The organism is Paraburkholderia sp. SG-MS1, assembly GCF_012275575.1.
In the GTDB taxonomy this organism is placed as follows: Bacteria; Pseudomonadota; Gammaproteobacteria; order Burkholderiales; family Burkholderiaceae; genus Paraburkholderia.
The window spans coordinates 1-17,530 of sequence record NZ_NPIH01000215.1 but is presented as its reverse complement, the minus strand read 5'-3'; the positions used below and the strand labels follow the sequence as shown (position 1 = coordinate 17,530).

At 65.3% G+C, this 17,530-nt stretch carries 16 protein-coding genes and 1 pseudogene; 9 read left to right on the top strand and 8 right to left on the bottom strand.

Annotated features, from left to right (window positions below; translation table 11 throughout):
• Nucleotides 1–1,327 (bottom strand): MDR family MFS transporter (locus CIC12_RS18105; RefSeq protein WP_238812691.1); only part of this gene is annotated, 1,327 nt, incomplete at its 3' end.
• Nucleotides 1,328–1,402: 75 nt separating this feature from the next.
• Here CIC12_RS18105 and CIC12_RS18100 point away from each other — a divergent pair.
• Nucleotides 1,403–2,182, top strand: coding sequence for a TetR/AcrR family transcriptional regulator (locus CIC12_RS18100; protein ID WP_168665561.1), 780 nt, complete (start codon nt 1,403–1,405; stop codon nt 2,180–2,182).
• A gap of 113 nt (nt 2,183–2,295) precedes the next feature.
• Here the strand turns inward: CIC12_RS18100 and CIC12_RS18095 are convergent, their stop codons facing one another.
• Nucleotides 2,296–3,015 (bottom strand): ribonuclease activity regulator RraA, encoded by a 720-nt coding sequence (locus tag CIC12_RS18095; RefSeq protein ID WP_168665559.1) that lies wholly within the window; start codon nt 3,013–3,015, stop codon nt 2,296–2,298.
• A 509-nt stretch (nt 3,016–3,524) separates the two neighbouring features.
• Between CIC12_RS18095 and CIC12_RS18090 the strand changes: the two genes are divergently transcribed.
• A complete protein-coding gene (locus tag CIC12_RS18090; protein ID WP_168665557.1) occupies nt 3,525–4,037 on the top strand; it encodes a response regulator in 513 nt (170 codons plus the stop codon).
• A 159-nt stretch (nt 4,038–4,196) separates the two neighbouring features.
• Here the strand turns inward: CIC12_RS18090 and CIC12_RS18085 are convergent, their stop codons facing one another.
• Complete coding sequence (locus CIC12_RS18085; RefSeq protein WP_168665555.1) at nt 4,197–4,742, bottom strand: Fur family transcriptional regulator; 546 nt, start codon at nt 4,740–4,742, stop codon at nt 4,197–4,199.
• A gap of 207 nt (nt 4,743–4,949) precedes the next feature.
• Nucleotides 4,950–5,576 carry a glutathione S-transferase family protein gene (locus CIC12_RS18080; protein WP_168665553.1) on the bottom strand — a complete coding sequence of 209 codons (627 nt, stop codon included), beginning with the start codon at nt 5,574–5,576 and terminating at the stop codon, nt 4,950–4,952.
• Nucleotides 5,577–5,745: 169 nt separating this feature from the next.
• Between CIC12_RS18080 and CIC12_RS18075 the strand changes: the two genes are divergently transcribed.
• On the top strand, nt 5,746–7,440 hold the full coding sequence (locus tag CIC12_RS18075) for an ATP-binding domain-containing protein (RefSeq protein ID WP_168665551.1): 1,695 nt from the start codon (nt 5,746–5,748) through the stop codon (nt 7,438–7,440).
• A gap of 42 nt (nt 7,441–7,482) precedes the next feature.
• Here the strand turns inward: CIC12_RS18075 and CIC12_RS18070 are convergent, their stop codons facing one another.
• Nucleotides 7,483–8,430: a phosphoribosyltransferase gene (locus CIC12_RS18070; RefSeq protein ID WP_168665549.1), complete on the bottom strand. Its 948-nt coding sequence runs from the start codon at nt 8,428–8,430 to the stop codon at nt 7,483–7,485.
• Nucleotides 8,431–8,716: 286 nt separating this feature from the next.
• On the opposite strand from CIC12_RS18070, the gene CIC12_RS18065 reads away from it, so the two are divergent.
• Entirely contained in the window at nt 8,717–9,238 is a 522-nt protein-coding gene (locus CIC12_RS18065; RefSeq protein WP_168665547.1) for a molybdopterin-dependent oxidoreductase, read from the top strand.
• Nucleotides 9,208–11,037: an ATP-binding response regulator gene (locus CIC12_RS18060; RefSeq protein WP_168665545.1), complete on the top strand. Its 1,830-nt coding sequence runs from the start codon at nt 9,208–9,210 to the stop codon at nt 11,035–11,037. The genes CIC12_RS18065 and CIC12_RS18060 overlap by 31 nt, the downstream gene beginning before the upstream one ends.
• 119 nt (nt 11,038–11,156) lie before the next feature.
• Here the strand turns inward: CIC12_RS18060 and CIC12_RS18055 are convergent, their stop codons facing one another.
• From CIC12_RS18055 to CIC12_RS18045, 3 genes are all read right to left on the bottom strand, one after another.
• Complete coding sequence (locus CIC12_RS18055) at nt 11,157–12,011, bottom strand: helix-turn-helix domain-containing protein (RefSeq protein WP_168665543.1); 855 nt, start codon at nt 12,009–12,011, stop codon at nt 11,157–11,159.
• A gap of 335 nt (nt 12,012–12,346) precedes the next feature.
• The gene (locus CIC12_RS18050) at nt 12,347–13,687 is read right to left on the bottom strand and encodes a type II toxin-antitoxin system HipA family toxin (RefSeq protein ID WP_168665541.1); all 1,341 of its coding nucleotides are present in this window, start codon (nt 13,685–13,687) and stop codon (nt 12,347–12,349) included.
• A gap of 2 nt (nt 13,688–13,689) precedes the next feature.
• Nucleotides 13,690–13,944 carry a helix-turn-helix domain-containing protein gene (locus CIC12_RS18045; RefSeq protein ID WP_168665571.1) on the bottom strand — a complete coding sequence of 85 codons (255 nt, stop codon included), beginning with the start codon at nt 13,942–13,944 and terminating at the stop codon, nt 13,690–13,692.
• Nucleotides 13,945–14,230: 286 nt separating this feature from the next.
• Here CIC12_RS18045 and CIC12_RS18040 point away from each other — a divergent pair, with 286 nt between their 5' ends.
• From CIC12_RS18040 to CIC12_RS18025, 4 genes and pseudogenes are all read left to right on the top strand, one after another.
• The gene (locus tag CIC12_RS18040; RefSeq protein WP_168665539.1) at nt 14,231–15,571 is read left to right on the top strand and encodes an NAD(P)/FAD-dependent oxidoreductase; all 1,341 of its coding nucleotides are present in this window, start codon (nt 14,231–14,233) and stop codon (nt 15,569–15,571) included.
• Between the two features lie 31 nt (nt 15,572–15,602).
• A complete protein-coding gene (locus tag CIC12_RS18035) occupies nt 15,603–16,241 on the top strand; it encodes a C39 family peptidase (protein WP_168665537.1) in 639 nt (212 codons plus the stop codon).
• A gap of 148 nt (nt 16,242–16,389) precedes the next feature.
• A complete protein-coding gene (locus CIC12_RS18030; RefSeq protein ID WP_168665535.1) occupies nt 16,390–16,641 on the top strand; it encodes a hypothetical protein in 252 nt (83 codons plus the stop codon).
• Nucleotides 16,642–17,042: 401 nt separating this feature from the next.
• Nucleotides 17,043–17,530 (top strand): annotated as a pseudogene (locus CIC12_RS18025) (delta(1)-pyrroline-2-carboxylate reductase family protein); the annotation flags it as partial.

Genomic DNA, 17,530 nt, shown 5'->3' with positions numbered 1-17,530 from the left:
CCGCACCGAAGCCGGCCACGCCGATCGAACCGCCAATCGATCGGAACAGCGTCGCGCCGGAAGTGGCCACCCCCACGTGTTTGAACTCGACGGCATTCTGCACGGCGAGAATCAGCACCTGCATCACCATCCCGAGACCGCAACCGAGAACGCCCATGTAGAGATACATCACATGAACCGGCGTGTCGATCTGCAGACGCGAGAGCAGCACCATTGCGATCGCCACGAGAGCGGTGCCCATGATCGGGAATAGGCGGTACTTGCCGATCTTGCTGATCACGCGGCCCGTCACCATCGACATCACGAACAGGCCACCCATCATCGGCAGCATCTGCATGCCCGCCGCCGTCGGCGTCGAGCCTTGGACGACCTGCAAATAGAGTGGGATGAACGTCACCGAGCCGAACAGCGACACGCCGATGATGAAGCCGATCAGGCTGCTCAGCAAAAACGTGCGTTGTTTGAAGAGTTCGAGCGGCATGATCGGTTCGACCGCGCTGCGTTCTTCATGGATGAAACCCCAGATGGCCACGAGCCCCATGCCGAGCGTGAACCACAGTTGCGGCGACGACCACGGCAGGACCGTGCCGCCCTGGCTCGTGAACAGGATGATGCAGGTGAGCGCGCCCGCCAGAAACGCGGCGCCCATGTAGTCGATGGTGTGCTTCACGTGACGAACGTGCGGCTTGAACACCGCGCCGATCACGACGAGTGACATGATGCCGAGCGGCAGGTTGATGTAGAAAATCCAGCGCCACGTGAGGTGCTCGACGAGAAAGCCGCCGAGCAGCGGCCCGATCACGGTCGCAAGACCGAACACACCGCCGAACACGCCCTGATAGCGGCCGCGCTCGGCCGGCGGAATCACGTCGGCGATCGCGGCCATCGTCACGACCAGCAGGCCGCCGCCGCCGAGCCCTTGAAGTGCGCGCAGCACGATCAACTGGGTCATGTTCTGCGCGAGGCCGCACAGGGCGGAGCCGACCAGGAAGACGATGATCGCCGTCTGCAACACGATCTTGCGGCCGAACAGGTCGCCGAACTTGCCGTACAGCGGCACGACGATGGTCGAGCTGAGCAGGTAGGCGGTCACCACCCAGGACAGATTGTTGAGCCCGCCAAGTTCGCCGACGATGGTCGGCAGCGCGGTCGAGACGATCGTCTGATCGAGCGCGGCAAGCAGCATGACCAGCAGCAGCGCCGGAAACAGCAGGCGGATAGGCGGGTGGGCGGCGGCTGGCGAGTCGGCCCGCGCGTCCGGGTACGAGCCGGGCTGCGCGTACGGCTTCATACGCTCGGCGGATTGAGTCGTGGTCGATTGTTTCATGGCACCAGGGCATTGAAATTAATTAATTCAGCGATTAATATATGCGACATCGCGTCACTCGTCAAACTGAATGCAATGGCAAGGATTCCAGCAGATGACCCTGCGGCGAAAAAATCGCCGCGTGGCACGGCCGCCATCAAGGCGGGCAAGGTGCCGAGGCGCACTGTGAAAGCCGCGTCCGAAGACTCGACACGTGCCGCAACCGCCGCGCCCGCCCGCCGCCCTGGCAGGCCGACGGGCGCCGCGCGGGGAACGGAGCAACGCAGCCGTCTGCTCGACGCCGCGCTGACGCTCTTTGCGCGGCAGGGCATCGTTGACACCACACTCGGCGAGATCGCCCGCGAGGCGGGATTCACGCCGGCGATGATGCATTACTACTTCAAGACGCGCGAACAGTTGCTCGACGTACTGGTCGAGGAGCGCTTCGGGCCGTTGCGCGCGGAGCTCGGCATGCCGTTTCTGGAGAATCCCGACGATCCCGTTGCCGCGATCACGCAGCTCACCCAGCGGCTCGTGCTGGTGGCGAGCGAGCATCCATGGTTTCCGTCGCTGTGGGTGCGCGAAGTGATCAGCGATGGCGGGCTGCTACGCCAGCGCATTCATGAGCGCTTTGGCAACGCGCATCAGAAGGCCTCGCTCGCGGCCATCGCGCGCTGGCAGAAAGAAGGGCGTCTTAACGCGGGACTGGAACCCGCACTGGTGTTCGTCTCGCTGATGGGGTTGACGCTTCTGCCGCTAGCCACGTTGAAGTTGTGGCGCAACGACCCTTTGCGACGCAACATCGGCGGCGAAGAGATTGCGCGGCATGCGGTCGCGCTGCTGCTTCACGGGATAGGTCCGAAGAAAGTGGACTGACGTCCGGCGCGTTTTGAAATGCGCGCAGATCGGCCCACTCGCTGGCCGGTCAGACAGCGCCGCGGCGTCGCCGAAGCAGCAAGTGACACGACCGATCCACGCGACTCGCTGCGTCAGGCGCGACCTTTCTTTTTCCATTCTTCAAAGGCCGCCCGGGTCGTTTCGTTTGGCGGATAGGTGCCCGGCAACGCCGCGCCTTCGCGAATCCGCTCTGTGAGAAACATTTCGAGCTGCTCCTGCCCGGCGGCGGCTTGCGCGAGCTCCGCGGCCATCTTGCGTGGAATCACCACCACGCCGTCCGCATCGCCGACGATCACATCGCCGGGAAACACGGCCACGCCGCCGCAGCCGATCGGCACATTGATATCCACCGCGTGATGGCAAATCAGATTCGGCGGCGCGCTCGCGCCCGCGCAGAACACCGGCATGCCGAGCGCGGCGATCGTCGTGCTGTCGCGCACCGGGCCGTCGGACACCATGCCCGCTACGCCGCGCACCCGCAAACGTAGCGAAAGAATCGAACCGAACGACGCGCTGCCGCGCTCGCCGCGGCAATCCTGCACGAGCACGTGACCGGCCGGAATCGTTTCGACGCATTTGCGCTGCGCGTACTCGGGGTCCGCGAACAGTTCGAGCACGTCGATGTCCTCGCGCGACGGAATGTTGCGCAGCGTGAACGCCGGCCCGACCAGATTTGCGCCGCTGTGCGAAGCGAGCGGCGCGACGCCTTGCATGAACGTATTGCGCAAGCCGCGCTTGAACAACTGTGTGGTCAGTGTGGCAGTGCTGACATGGCGGAGTGCGTCGAGCGTCGCGGTGTCGAGATCGGACATGATGTGGGATGGCCTCGGGTCAAGGAGCGGGGTAGTCGGCAAACGCATGCTGCATGGCGCGGCAATGGTGAGGGGGAAGGCGCCGCCGCGGCCTTCGCGCTGACGATGATAGCGCTGCGGCTGACCAGACGGCCGGCTCGCGCGTACATCGCGTGAGCGCGATGACAGCGGCGAGCAGTCGTTGACATGCGCGGTCGACGCGGACGCGGCACGCCACGTGCTACGGGGGAGGTGGATGTGAGCGCCGTGCGAGTCGAGCCGCCTTGCCGGCGCTGCAAAAAAATACGGATTTCGGAAAAGACGCCTGGCGGGAAGGGCCGTGCAAATGGGGTTGGCGCGCGCCGCCGTGGCGACTCGGGTGTCGGCATCGGTCTATCCACGCGAAGGCCGAAAGCCGTTTTTTCATCGGCGTGCAGTTTTCGCGCGTTATTGTGTGCGGGTCGCACCTGGGTCATGCCCTACAATCTTGGCCCTGTTTGCAACTCGTTGCATGAATTCGAGTCGGAACCATGAACAGCAATTCCGCAGCCGCGCAAACCGGCGGCAAGCAACAGAACGAAACATTGGCCACGTCTGACGGCCTAACCGGTTTTTTAGAGCAACAACAGAAAATGAACGGAGCATTGAGACTCGATCAGGCCACGATCGTGCTCGTAGAAGACGACCCGGATAGCCGGGAATCGCTGACCTTGTTACTCGAAGCAGAAGGCGCCATAGTCTGCGCCGTGGCGGATGCGGAGGAAGGTGTCGAAGCGGCGCTGAGGTTGTTGCCCGACGCTGTCGTCTGCGATCTCGACCTGCCGGCCATGGATGGCTTCTATCTGATCCAGCGGCTGCGCGACCACGAAATTCGCAGCGATCACTCGCCGTCGGTCGCGGTGGCGCTCACCGGTCACACTGACGACGCCTACCGCCTGCGCAGTATCGGCGAAGGCTTTCAGCATTTCATGACCAAGCCTGCATTGCCGGACGAGCTGGTGACGCTGCTGCGCGACGCGATCGACGCCCGCGCGGCGCGTTGATCTGCCGGGTGATCAGGCGCTGCGCTGCGCAACCCGTGGGTTGCGCAGCAGGCGGGCTGGGAGTGCGCATGCGACCTTGAGAGGTCCGGGCGCAGAAAAAGCGTTTGCGCGATAAAGCAGCGCATCGCGCGGCCCCGAAGCGGGCCGCCGGGTACGCCGTTATTTCGCGGCGGCGACGGGTATCGAGGCGCTCGCGTCCGACGCTTCGGCTGCCTGACAGGCGGCGCACAATCCCTTCAATTCGATTTCATCGCTCGCGAGCCGATAGCCCGCGTCCTGGATCTGCGCGACCAGCGCCTGGCGCAGCTTTGGCTGATGCAACTCGGTGACGCTGCCGCATTGCTGGCAGACCACGAGGATGCCATGCTGGCATTGCGTCAGATCGTGGCAGACGGTGAAGGCATTGATCGACTCGATGCGATGCACGAGCCCGGCAGACAGCAGAAAATCCAGTGCCCGATACACCGTGGGCGGCGCCGAGCCAGGATGGATCTGGCGCATCTCGTCGAGCAGCGAATAGGCTTTGGTGGCGCGTCCCGAGTTCAGCAACAGTTCCAGCACCTTGCGGCGAATCGGCGTGAGTTTTTCGCCCCGCTCGCGGCAATACTCATCTGCGAGCGTCAGCGCGGCTTCCTGCGAATGGGCGTGCGCCGGCTCATGAGCATGAGTGGAGTGGGCGGTTGCGGCGGGCTTGGCGGTCTTCATGCGTCGATTATAAAGGTCCGCGGGGCTTGCTGCGGGCCGCGGCGGCGTCTCTTGCCCCGTCGGTGCTGCGCGGTGGCGGGGCAACACCCTGGCGCGCGTGCCGACACCGGCTGCCGGGTGCAGGCGCGGCCTGCGAGCGCGGTACAGCGCAGCAAGCGTGATAGGCGCAACGGGCCGGATAAGCTGGACAAGCGCCGGCCCACCGGCTCAAGTCAACGGAAAGTCGACGTACTTCTTGAAACCGGAGCGGGTCGCAATGCGCGAATACCAGCGCTCCAGATTCGGCAGCGGCGAGCGCTCCACGCCGTCCAGCCCGAACCAGCGTTTCGCGTAGGCGCCGATCACGATATCGGCCAGCGTGAACTTCTCGCCTTCGAGAAAAAAGCGCCCTTGCAGGTGCGCGTCCAGCATGCGCCACAGCAGGCTGACCGCGTCGATATCGGCGGCGAGTCTGGTGGTATCCCGTTGTGCCTCCGGCGTGCGCACGAGGGTCCAGAACACCGGGCGCTCGGCGGGCTGCAAGGTGGACAGCGACCAGTCGAGCCAGCGGTCGATACTCGCGCGCTGTTTCGGCTCGGACGGATAGAGCAGGCTCGCCTCGCCGTATTGCAGCACGAGGTAGCGCAGGATGGAGTTGGATTCCCACAGCACGAAGTCGTCGTCGACCAGGGTCGGCACTTTGCCGGTGGGATTCATCGCGAGATAGTCGGGCTCGTTGTTGCGGCCGAACGCCAGGCCGGCGTCGATGCGTTCGTACGGCAGCACCAGTTCGTCACAACACCACAAGACTTTTTGGACGTTGACCGAATTGGCCCGTCCCCAGATCGTAATCATCCGGTCAATCCTTTTTCTTACGGTTGGCAAGCCGCGCGCGGTGCGCGGCGTTCAATCCGCAACGATACACGATGCGTGCGGATCGCGTGCCGCAGAGCGCCGCTGACGAAGCCGCCGGCGCCTTGCCCGTTGCGTACAATGACCGCACCTGACTACGACGAGGCACCGCATGGCCCGCATTGTCCCCGACGACTGGAAGAGCCTCGCCGCCACCGGCGCAGCGGCCCGCGAACGCGAGACGCTCGCGTTGCTGGAGGAGGCGCTGCCCGCCGACTACACGGTCTATCACGGCGTCCACTGGACGCGTCTGAACCAGAACTTCTCGGTGTTCGGCGAGGCCGACTTCGTGATCGTGAGCCCGGCCGGGCGCGTGATGATCGTCGAACAGAAAACGGGCTTCCTGCGCGAAACGCCGAAGGGGCTCGTCAAGGTCTATCTGCAAACCGAGCGCAATGTGGCGATCGCGCTCGCGCATACCATCGAAGGTTTGCATCGGCGCTTCACCGCGGCGTTCGGCGCGGGCACCTACTTCGTCGAGGAACTGCTGTACTGTCCTGACCACATCGTCAAGGATGCGGCGATCGCCGGTGTAAACCCGGCGCGCATCGTCGACGCGACACGTAAGGACCGGCTCGCGGCCGTGATCCGCGAAGCGTTGCCGGCGGACGAACCGCGCCTCGCGTGCGCATCGAAGATCCATCACTTTCTTGCCGACGAACTCGCGCTCACGCCGGACGCGAGTGCGCTGGTCGGCCAGGCGGGCACGCTCGTCACGCGCCTTGCGGGCGGGCTCGCGACATGGGCGCGGCGGCTCGAATTCTCGCCGTTCCGGCTGCGCGTGATCGGCACGGCGGGCTCCGGCAAGACGCAACTCGCGGTGCAGGTGATGAAGGACGCCGTGGCGCGCGGCCAGCGGCCTTTATACGTGTGCTTCAACCGGCCGCTGGCGGACCACATCGGGCGGGTTGCGCCACCCGAGGCGAAGGTCGCGAACTATCACCAGTTGTGCGACTGGATCGCGCGCGACGCGGGCCGCGAGCCGGATTTCCAGTCCGGCCAGGTGTTCGGGCAACTGGAGACGATGTTCGCCGATACGCCGATCGAGCCGCGCTGGCAATTCGACGTGCTGATCGTCGACGAAGGGCAGGACTTTCAGCAGCCCTGGGTCGCCGTGCTCGAGCGGATGTTGCGTCCCGGCGCCGCGTGGTGGTGGCTCGAAGATCCGCTGCAGAATCTGTACATGCGCGAGCCGGTCGCGTTGCCGGGTTGGACCACTTTGAAGGAAACCACCAACTATCGCAGCCCGCGCGACATCCTCGACTATGTGCGCGACGTGGTCGGCGCGTCGGTGCCGCTCGCCGCGGCACTGGCCTCAGGCAGTCCGTTCGACGGCTCCGATATTTCGCTCTCTGTCTACGACGACGCGCACGCGGAGGCCGGCATCGAAGCCACCAAGCGCGCGATCACGCAGGCGTTGTCGCTGGGATTTCGCAAGCAGGACATCGTGGTGCTGTCGTTCCGCGGCCGCGAAGGCTCGGCGATGACCGCGCTGGATCATCTCGGCCCGCATCGGCTGCGCAGTTTCACCGGCAAGTACGATCTGTTCGGCAACCCGGAGTATCGCGAAGGCGACGTGCTGTTCGAGTCGATCTATCGCTTCAAGGGGCAGGCGGCGCCGTGCGTGATTTTCACCGAGATCGACTTCGAGACGTTCGACGAGCGTATCGCGCGCAAGCTGTTTGTCGGCGCCACGCGCGCGACGATGAAGCTGATCGTCGTCGCGTCGCAGCGGGCCGCGCGTCATCTGCGGCTGCGCGATGGCAAGGAGGGTCGGGAGCTTGGTAGGGAGGTGAGGGAGAGTTAGCGGCCGGGCGGCACGCTTCGTGCGGCGCGCTCCGATTTTCAATCAACTCCACGCACGCGCACCCACCAGCATGCCGGTGCGCGAGAGCGCATCCCACCAGATCACGCGCAACAGCGGTGCTTGCTGGGCGATCAGCAGCGCCTGCACCGGATCGCTCTCGACGAAATGCGTGACGCCGCCGCGCAAGGCCGCGCCGGCCTTGTGCGCAGCCGCGCCGGCGGGACTTTCGTCGTGCGCGCCGGGGCTGCGCATCACCAGTTGCATATGACCGAAGCCGTGCCGCGCGAGCCACGCCTGCGTGCGCGCGCGATCCATCTCGGGACGGCCCGTGATGATCGTGCGAACCCGTTGCAGATCGATGCCCGGCAGCACCTCGAACGGCAGCAACGCATCGCGTTCGGCGAGCGCCGCGGCGAGGTCTTCGTCATAGCGGGCGAGCGGCACGTCGGGCAGCAGGATGCCGTCGAGGTCGATCGCGTACGTCGTGTACTCGTGATCGTCGGCCATCGCTGGCGCGGCGCCGGCTTCGACGCGCTCCCAGTCCTCGCGATAACGCTCGGTGTAAGCCTGACGCTCCCAGGGGAACAACGCAAAGTAGCCGCGCGCATCGATCGCGTAGTCGGGTTGCGTGCGGCTCAGGTCGTCCACCGCGCCAGTCAGCGTTCTCACGTCGAGCCCCTGTTCGCGCAGGAATGCGATGCAATCGGTGAGCGTGAAGCCGCGTCCCGCGATGTCTTCGCACAGCAGCACTTTCGTACCCGCGAGCGGCATCGGCAGCGTCGAATCCCATGCGACTACGCGCGACTGGCGGTCGTAGCGCAGGAACGCCACGGGTGTGCCGACCGCATGCGACACCATCAGCGCGAGGGGCGCGCCGCCGCGCAGAATGCCGATCGCCGTCGTGAAGCGTTCCGCCAGCAGCGCAGGTTGCAGCGATTCGATCCAGTGATCGAGTTGTTCGTACGTCAGAGGCAAAACCGGCTTGTTCATAACTCTCGTGGCGTCGCGGCGCATAGGGCGAGTGTCTGCAGGGCGCGCGGCTCGCCGCACTGGCGCGCCCTCGTTGTGTGAGACAAAGAATTTTGGCGATATTATGCATGCGGTTCAGAGACGGCGCGTCAGGGTGATGACGCCTCGCCGGCGTGAATATCGCTAGAGCGAGGCTGGGCCGGATGAAGAATGAGCAGGGCGGCGAAGCATCGCGTCGGCATGGCGCCGCGCCGCCCGCAAAGCAAAAGACAACAGATAAGAACGCAGGTGACCAACCGTGATTGCAATGCTGCATAAAAAAAGGAGCGCGCCCGGGCGCGCCCGCTGGGCGACAGGCCTGATCTTCGCGCTGGCCGCATGGGCGGTGCAGGCACAGACGGGGGCGCCGTTGATGCTCGACGTGCAGGGCAAGATCGGCAAGACCACCGATACGTCACACCTCACCTATCACTTCACCGAGGCGCAACTGCTCGCACTGCCGGTCCATTCGATCACGACCTCGACCACGTGGACGCCGCGCTCCACCTTCACAGGACCCCTGCTCGCGGATATTCTGAAAACCGTCGGAGCGTATGGCACCCAGCTCGAGTTCCATACGTTCGACGACTACACCTACACCGTGCCGGTGTCGGATGCCAATCGCTATGGCGTAGTCGTTGCGTACAGCATGAACGGCGAGCGCCTGAAGATCAGCGACTTCGGGCCGCTGTTCCTTATCTATCCGCGCGACGCTTACCCCACTGAAATCACGGGCGCGTTGGGCGATTCGAAATTCGTATGGCAGATCAAGGCCCTCATCGTCAAATAGTGCGCCGTTCGTGGCGCCGGATTTTCTACGTGCTGATCTGGCTGACCGCGCTCGCTGCGCCGGTCGGCGCGATCGGCTATCTGCTGTACGCGAATCTGCTGAACCCCCGCGCCACCGGGCAGTTGACCGGCACCTACGACGGCTTCTACTGGGACGCCGCGCAGTTGCAGATCGCGTACGCGCGCTTCGAGAACCAGTTGCTGCTCTACCAGTCGGGCGTCGACGACGACTATGAGCGGCTGATGCTGCGTTTCCAGTTGCTGCAATCGAAGCTGCACGTGATGGCCGGCTCGACGCGCCGGCTGACCTCGCAACTCGCGTTGCTGCAACGGCAGCTCGATGAGATCCAGTCGCTCGATCGTCTGCTCGGCGACATTCAACCCGCGGTCGACGCGTTGCCGCAGGACCGCCAGCGCGCCAATGGGATCGTTGCGCAGATGCGCGAGCACTGGAATCAGGTCAACGATCTCGCGCTGAGCCGCCGGTTCGCCGACGTCGCCGATCGCGAGGCGCTGAACCGCGACTTCATCGACAAGCGGCGCATGCTGTTCGCGGGTGGCCTGCTGCTGCTGTTGCTGTCGGCGGCGGCGACGCTGTTGCTGGTGCTCAATGGCCGGCGCCGCACCCGGCTGATGCTGCAGCAGCATGCGGCGCTCGCCGCCGAACACCAGGCGAGCCGCGCGGCGCGCGAGGCGAGTCTCGCGAAGGACGCGTTTCTCGGCATGATCAGCCACGAACTGCGCACGCCGTTGCATGCGATCGTGTCGTCGATCGAATTGCTGGGGTTCAACTATCACGCGGAGGGCGAGCGCAAGGTGATCCAGCGGCTCGAAACCGCCGCGCGCCATCTGGAAGCGCAGATGAAGGACCTGACCGACTACGCGCGCCTCGGCGCCGGCAAGCTCGAGTTGCGTGACGAGCATTTCGAGCCGCGCGAACTGCTGGCGTCGATCATCGACGAGCACACGATGTCGGCCGCCGCGCGTGGCCTGAAGCTCGAAAGCGACGCGAGCGGGGTGAGCGGTCTGGTCAATTCCGACCCGCACCGGATTCGCCAGATCGTCAACAACCTCGTCACCAACGCGATCCGCTACACCGAGACCGGCACGGTGCGCGTGCAGTTGCAGCAGCAGCCGGCGGCGCTGATCTTCGTCGTCAGCGATACCGGGCCGGGCGTGCCGCAGGCGCAGATTCCACTGATTTTCCAGGAGTTCACGCAGCTGGACGCGTCGCGCACGCGCCGTTTCGAAGGCGCGGGCATGGGGCTCACCATCGTGCAGGGGCTGGTGAAGCTGTTCGGCGGCACGGTCGACGTGGCGAGCACGGTCGGCGAGGGCACGCGTTTCACCGTGACGATTCCGATCGCCCCGGTTGCGGCCGCCGCGCCGGCCGTGGCCGCGCAGACCGCGCCGGGCGGCGCGCGGCCGCGCGTGCTGATCGTCGATGACAACCGGCTGATTCGCGAGTCGCTCAGCGAAATGGTCGTGCATATGAATTTCGACGCGCATGCGCTCGCCAATGCTGATGACGCGCTAGCCTGGCTCGACACACACCGCTGCGACGTGGTGCTGCTCGACCTGCATATGCCGGAGCGCGATGGGTATGCCTTTCTCGCGGACTTCGCGCGACGCGGCGGGCCGTCGTCGGAGGCGCCGGTGATCGTGGTCAGCGCGTATGCGCCGGAGGCGGGGGACGGGCGAGGCGCGCAGCCGTTCTTCGAGGCGTTGTTAAAGCCGGTCCATTACGAGGATTTGCGCCGCGCGTTGCAGCGGGCGTTGGCTGCTCGGCATGCGGTGTGACCGGCGGGGCGCAGCACACGATGTGCCGGTGCGCGGCCCGGGAGGGAAAGCGGGCATCAAGCTGAGCACTCCCCTTCAGCCGCCGGACGGCACGGTTTTCACTCGCGTGAGTGCCGCTGTTACGGACGGTTCAGCCGCTTGGACAGGTCGGCGACGAGAATCGCCATGCGCGCGGGCTTTTCGTAGCACGCGACGTCGTAATCGCGGATGACCTGGCTGATCTCCGATTCGCTCGCCTTGCCGGTCAGCAATTCGCCCGTCAGCACGAAGACCGGCGCATCCGGATTTTCCGACGCGCGCACCGCGCGGATCGCGGCCGCCGAGGTTTGCGCGCCGAACAGCCAGTCGATCACGACGCCGTCGAACACCTGGGTTTGCAATTGTTCGGCGAAGGCCGTGAGCCCGTAAATCGCCACCGCCGCGAACCCGCTGCGCTCGAGATAGTCGCGCAGATTGTCGGCGCTCGCCTGATCGTCGTCGACCACGGCGATGGTCGGCTTGTCGGTCTCGGCGCGGCGAGGGTAGATTTCGATCTTGTGGACCTCGTACGCGCTTTGGTAGAGCGTGCCGTCGTGGCGCGCGACGCGCCATTGGCCGAGCTTCGGATACGCGACGAATTCCGGGCGGCTGCCGGGTTCGAGCGCGGCGCCGACCCACGCGGTGCACGCCAGCTCGAGCGCGCCGATGCAGAACACGGCTTCCTGGGCGATCGCGCCGACCATGCCCGGATCGAGCGATTGCGCGCCGAACAACTGCGCGGCGGGTTCGCCGAACACCTCGGCGACCTTCTTGATCTGCGACAGGGTCCACGGGCTGTTGCCGCGCAGCTTGCGATGTCCCTGAGAAAAACTCAGATCGAGGATGCGGCAAAGCTCCGTGGTCTGCTGGCGCTTGCCGATGCCATGCCGGCTCATCAACTCGCGCACGCGCTCGGCGACTGCGATGGAGTCAGGTGAGTGTGATTCGTTGGTCATACTGCGTGAGAATCCGCCGTTTTAAGAGTACTGGGGTGCGATACGACAGGCGCAGTGCGACCCTGCACATTCGGTGCGCATTGACCGGCTATGCGCGGGATCGCCAATGTACCGTATAAATTTATCGCGATGACTGGTGGGTAAGACCGCCGCCGCGCTCGTCAGTGCGAGGACTAAATCGGGCATTCGGGCGATTTTTTATCTATTCGGCATAATGTATTTTACCGAGTAAACAGTGCCGTATCGCAGAGAATGCGTGCGAGGAGGAGGTGTCGGCGCTCGGGACGCGCGGCCGGCGTTGCGCGCCGTGGCGATTGATGGAGGCCCGTCGCCCGCTACGCCGCTGGCATTTTCTCGAGTTTCGCCGCCGAGTTTTTCAGTCCTTTGAAAATCCGCTCGGCGACCTTGCCGGGAAAGCCCTCGGGCAATTGCGCCGAGACCTGCGCGATCACCTCGGGCGTCTGCGCGATCAGCCGCTGGATCAGCGGCTCGGCGTCCGCGCCGTAAGAGCATCTGAGCGCCATCGTGTTGAAGTGGCGCCGTTGCACGTCGCGAAATGCATCGTGTTTGCTGCGCGACCACATCCCCATCGCGAGTCTCGCCTTGAACCATGACCACTGGTTGGGGCCATTGCCTTCCACCGGCCAGATCGACATCACGTCGTAAAGCGGCGTCATACGGAACTGACCGCCCGCCAGCAAGCGGATGCTGAAGTTTTTTGCGTGGCCGTCGGGCGCCGCGAGCATCCAGAACAGAATCTGGCTCGCCAGCAAGGTTTCGATGTCCTGTCGCGCTTGCACCGATTGCTGCAGAATCCGCGCGAGATCGAGTACGCCGGGCCCGCCTTCGTTTTCGTATTTGCGATGCGACGGCACGCCGTACACCTGGCAGAAGTCTTCCTGCGGCAGACGCAGCAGCCACTGCCCGCTCGAATGCAGTTGCCGGTCGAACCGCTCGACGCTCAGGACGCGCTGCTTGCCGAACGTCATGATCTCCGCGTTCGCGACCGGCAGACCGTAGGCGCGCAGGATCCGCAGACACAGCCACTCGTTTTCCACCGAGGTGCTGAGATCGGCGAGCTTGTTGCCGACGAGGCCGAGCGGCAGTTTGAAAATATGCGTAGTGGGGGTGGCGCCGTGCGGGCGCTGCCATTTGCCGTCGTGCCAGAGCAGCGCGGTTTTTTCCTGCGCGCCGGCGAGCGAGATGCGGAAGTCGTCGGTGTCGTCGGGCGCGCCGGGCGCGGGATTGCTGACCGTGCGCGCCAGCATGGCCTCGATCTCGCCGTCCGTGAGTGGCGTGCCCTCGATGTGCTCGACGCCGGTCGGCACGCCGTCTTCGGCGAGCAACTGGACGGCGCCCACACAGTCGCGGCCGATGGCTTGCAGCAGGTCGAACGGATCGAGCGTTTCGGTCCGGTAGCGTTGGGCGATGCGCTTTCTGATCGCGTCGCTGTCGGGCAGCAGATTGTCGAAGTAGTTGAGCACCCGGTGCCCTTTTTGCGCCATGTTGCCCGGCGTGAATGGCAGCGAAAGCGACAACGGCCGGCCGGCGGGCGAGGCAGCCCACGCGGGATCGTAGGCGAACTCCATGGGCCCGCGCGCGGGCAGGCGCCAGATACCGACGCGCTCGCCGTTGGCCCAGACCGACAGCGCCCGCGAGTGCGTTTGCCGGGCCATGGTCACCACTCGACGATCGGCGCCTGCTCGGGCGTCGGCTGGCTCCTGTCGCGCAGCTGCAACTGCAGGCCGTAGACGCCGCAAAGCGCGAGCAATTGGGTGAGCGTCAGCGCGCCGGCATCGGTTTCCAGCGCCGAGATACGGCTCTGGCTGATGCCGAGCCGCGCGGCGGCCTCGGCTTGAGTGAGGCCGGCTTGCCGCCGGCTGGCGGCAAGCAACTGGCCCATCTGATCCGGCGTGGCGATGAGGTGGAGCATACGGATTATCTGTGAGACGGATAAATGTAATTTATGCGTCACACGAATATTTGTCAAATATTTGTATCGCGAATATTTTGCGAATATCTGCTGGACGAATAATATGCCAATATCTGTGAAACGAATAAAATGGTGCTGCATCGTCCACGCTTTCATCGGCTCACCGCGCCTGCGCGCCAGGCTCCGCGCGTACGCACATACCGGCGCGCGGCCCCGACGGCGACGGCATTGCGGACAATCCGTCTGCCTGCGAAGATGACGCCCACACTTAAAACCCGCCTGCCCGATGACCACGACTTACCCGCTGCACTCGAACTTCACCTCTGCCGACCAACCGTTCCCGGGCCATGCCGATGTGGTGATCGCGGGCGCCGGCATCATGGGCTGCGCGGCGGCCTACTATCTGGCGCGCCGGGGGATGTCGGTGGTAGTGCTCGACAAATCGCGCATCGCCGGGCAGCAATCGTCGCGCGCATGGGGGTTCGTGCGCCAGCAGGGCCGCGAAGCCGCCGAAGTGCCGCTGATGATGGCGAGCATCCCGCTGTGGAAAGAACTCGAACGCGAGCTGAATTTCGATCTGGAATGGCGGCAAGGCGGCTGCTTGTATGTTGCGTCGGATGAAGAGGATTGGGCCTCGTTCCAGCAATGGATGGACGTGGCGCGTCAGTACGGACTCGACACGCGTACGCTCGATCGCAGGCAGATCGACACGGTGGTGACCGGCATGCACGGCCCCGCGCTCGGCGGCCTCTATACGCCGAGCGACGGCCAGGCCGAACCGCGCCGCGTCGCAGCCGCCTTCGCGACGCGGGCCGCCGAAGCCGGCGCGCTGTTTTTCGAAGGCTGCGGCGTGCTCGGCGTCGAATGCGCGGGCGGCGCGATTGCTGGCGTGGTCACAGAGCGCGGCACGGTGCGCACCTCGCGGTTCATCTGCGCGGCGGGCGCGAGCAGCTGGCGGCTGCTCGACACGCTCGGCCTCGAACTGCCTCAGCAGGCGGTGCGCGGCACCTGCATGCGCACCAATCCGCTGCCGCGCATCACTGCATCCACGTTCTGGGGGCACGGCCTCGGCGTGCGACAGCGCGCGAATGGCGCGATCAATCTCGCCGACGACATGCAGGTCGATGTCGACATGACGCTCGGCCATTTCCGCGCGCTGAAGTGGTTTTTGCCCGAATTGTGGAAGCAGCGCGCGAAGTTCAGCTTCCATCTGAATGGCGCCTGTCTGCGCGATCTGCGCGAGCGCCTGCCGGGCGGCGTGCCGCAGAGCGAGCGCGTGCTGCATCCGCGCGATCCGCAGCCGCAGCCGAACGTCGGCCACGCACCGCGCGCGTTGAAAAAACTGCGCGCGTTGTTCCCGGCGTTGAGAGACGCGCAGGTGGTCGAATCGTGGGCCGGTCTGATCGACGTGCTGCCCGACGGCATTCCAGTGATCGACGCGCCGTCGCAGGTGCCCGGTCTGACGATCGCCACCGGTTTTTGCGGGCACGGATTCGCGATGGGGCCGATCGTCGGCAAGCTGCTCGCCGAGATGAACGACGGCGGTGCGGCCTCGCTCGATCTGTCGGCGTTCCGCTTGCAACGTTTCTTCGACGGCACGATGCAGCGCCCCCGCAGCATGCTGTAAACGGAAACGCCCACAACCCTGCACCCGAGCGATGAACAATCACGAACCGACTCTGCGTCACGCCAACGTGCCGTACTACACGCAATGGGGCAGCCCCGAATGGGTTGGGCACATCGTCGAACAGCGGGGCGACCCGTGCGACGATCCGCATTGGCAGCGTAGCGGCTTCGCCGATCCGCAGCGCTACCGTTTCTGGGCCAAACGCCTGTGCGGCCTGACGTGCCTCGAATCCGCGCTCGACTACTGGTGTATCGGACACGCGCCGCGCGCCGCGCTGCTCGACGACGCCTTGCGGCATGGCGTGTACCGGCTGCGCGAGGACGGCGGCGTCGACGGGCTGATTTACCGGCCGTTTGCGGGGTGGGCGGCCGACGCATTCGGCATACAGGTCGAGGTGTTGCCGCAGGCGCCGCTTGAGGAGATCGCCGCGCGAATGAGCGCCGATACGCTGGCGATCGTTTCCGTGAGCCCCGAGATCCGCTATCCCGACCGGCCGAATCAGCGACGGGGTGGTCATCTGATCCTGCTGCACGGACGCGATCGCGACGGCGTATGGTTCCACAACCCCTCGGGTATCGCGCCGTATCAGGCCGATGTGTATCTGCCGTTCGAGACGATGAAGCGATTCTATGCGGGGCGCGGGATGACGCTTGGCCGGGGCGCGCATTAGGGGCCTGGTGAGGCGAGTGTGAGCCGCCCGGGGCCGTTGGCCGGCTGGCCGTCCGGCATGCCATGCAACTCGCGAGCCGACCTCGCGCCGTGATCGGGCCCGTTTTCTGCTAACGATCGTCGTCGACCTTTGCGAGATCGGAGCTGCCATGAAACGAACCTACTGCCTGCTTGTCGCCAGCCTGGTCGCGCTGGGCGCCGTCACCTCGGCGAATGCTGCAAGTCGCGACGAACAGAGCAAAGCCTGCCGCGGCGACGCGATGCATTTCTGTGCGGCCGACATTCCCAACGAAGACAAGATCACCGCCTGCATGAAGCAGCACATCGATGAACTCAGCCCGGCGTGCCGCGCGATGTTCAAGGGCGGCAAGAAAGCCGAGGATAAGGGCGCGTCGCAGTGACGGCCGAAGGGTGTCGCGGGTTGGACGTCCGGCGAAGGGCTTCGCGCGTTGGCTTTGGTATGGCCTGAAGCGGGGTGTCGAGCGCGGCATGTCCATATAGCGTGTTCGAGATGGGTTGCGGCGTGCGCTGCGTCCGCTCGCCGTGCTTCGTCCCGGACTAACCGCGCCCCTCGGCATCGCCTTATCGCCACGCTCAATACCCTCAAACGCGAAGCCGCGGGCATGGTCGGCGTGACTGGTCAATGTCGCCACGGTCGGTTACGGTGACGTCTGGACGTCGCGGCGCGCACGCGGCGCCTCGACGTTTCCCGGCGAAGCGAGCGCGTCCGGCCAGCTGACGCGTCCATGCATCACGCCCGAAACCGGCCTCAACCCTCGACCCAGGATTGGAACGACTGCTCATGACTCGCCCCACCACGCAGATTTTCGATGCCGCCGCGACCGCGCGGCTGATTCCGTATGCGGCGCTCGTCGACGCGCTCAGACGCGCGAGCATCGACTACGCGCAGCAGCGCATTGCGAGTCCCGAGCGGCTCGTGGTGCCGCTCAACGCGGGCGGCATCATGCTGTCGATGCCGGCCACCGCGCCCGATCTCGCAATCCACAAGCTGGTCAACGTGTGCGCGAGCAACGGGCCGCGCCATCTGCCGACGATCCACGGCCAGGTCATGGCTTTCGACGCCGACACCGGGGAAACGCTGTTCATCCTCGACGGCCCGACCGTGACGGGCCGCCGTACCGCGGCGATGTCGATGCTGGGCGTCGAGACCTTCGCGACAAGCACGCCGCGCGAATTCCTGCTGATCGGCACGGGCACGCAGGCGCTCAACCACCTGCAGGCGATCGGCGAACTGTTCCCCGACGCGCGTGTGTTCGTGAAGGGCAGTGC

What these genes read in the sequence shown, in the direction of transcription:
- CIC12_RS18100 (WP_168665561.1), top strand. Translation starts at nt 1,403, where the DNA reads ATGGCAAGGATTCCAGCAGATGACCCTGCGGCGAAAAAATCGCCGCGT.
- CIC12_RS18095 (WP_168665559.1), bottom strand. Translation starts at nt 3,015, where the DNA reads ATGTCCGATCTCGACACCGCGACGCTCGACGCACTCCGCCATGTCAGC.
- CIC12_RS18090 (WP_168665557.1), top strand. Translation starts at nt 3,525, where the DNA reads ATGAACAGCAATTCCGCAGCCGCGCAAACCGGCGGCAAGCAACAGAAC.
- CIC12_RS18085 (WP_168665555.1), bottom strand. Translation starts at nt 4,742, where the DNA reads ATGAAGACCGCCAAGCCCGCCGCAACCGCCCACTCCACTCATGCTCAT.
- CIC12_RS18080 (WP_168665553.1), bottom strand. Translation starts at nt 5,576, where the DNA reads ATGATTACGATCTGGGGACGGGCCAATTCGGTCAACGTCCAAAAAGTC.
- CIC12_RS18075 (WP_168665551.1), top strand. Translation starts at nt 5,746, where the DNA reads ATGGCCCGCATTGTCCCCGACGACTGGAAGAGCCTCGCCGCCACCGGC.
- CIC12_RS18070 (WP_168665549.1), bottom strand. Translation starts at nt 8,430, where the DNA reads ATGAACAAGCCGGTTTTGCCTCTGACGTACGAACAACTCGATCACTGG.
- CIC12_RS18065 (WP_168665547.1), top strand. Translation starts at nt 8,717, where the DNA reads ATGCTGCATAAAAAAAGGAGCGCGCCCGGGCGCGCCCGCTGGGCGACA.
- CIC12_RS18060 (WP_168665545.1), top strand. Translation starts at nt 9,208, where the DNA reads ATGGCAGATCAAGGCCCTCATCGTCAAATAGTGCGCCGTTCGTGGCGC.
- CIC12_RS18055 (WP_168665543.1), bottom strand. Translation starts at nt 12,011, where the DNA reads ATGACCAACGAATCACACTCACCTGACTCCATCGCAGTCGCCGAGCGC.
- CIC12_RS18050 (WP_168665541.1), bottom strand. Translation starts at nt 13,687, where the DNA reads ATGGCCCGGCAAACGCACTCGCGGGCGCTGTCGGTCTGGGCCAACGGC.
- CIC12_RS18045 (WP_168665571.1), bottom strand. Translation starts at nt 13,944, where the DNA reads ATGCTCCACCTCATCGCCACGCCGGATCAGATGGGCCAGTTGCTTGCC.
- CIC12_RS18040 (WP_168665539.1), top strand. Translation starts at nt 14,231, where the DNA reads ATGACCACGACTTACCCGCTGCACTCGAACTTCACCTCTGCCGACCAA.
- CIC12_RS18035 (WP_168665537.1), top strand. Translation starts at nt 15,603, where the DNA reads ATGAACAATCACGAACCGACTCTGCGTCACGCCAACGTGCCGTACTAC.
- CIC12_RS18030 (WP_168665535.1), top strand. Translation starts at nt 16,390, where the DNA reads ATGAAACGAACCTACTGCCTGCTTGTCGCCAGCCTGGTCGCGCTGGGC.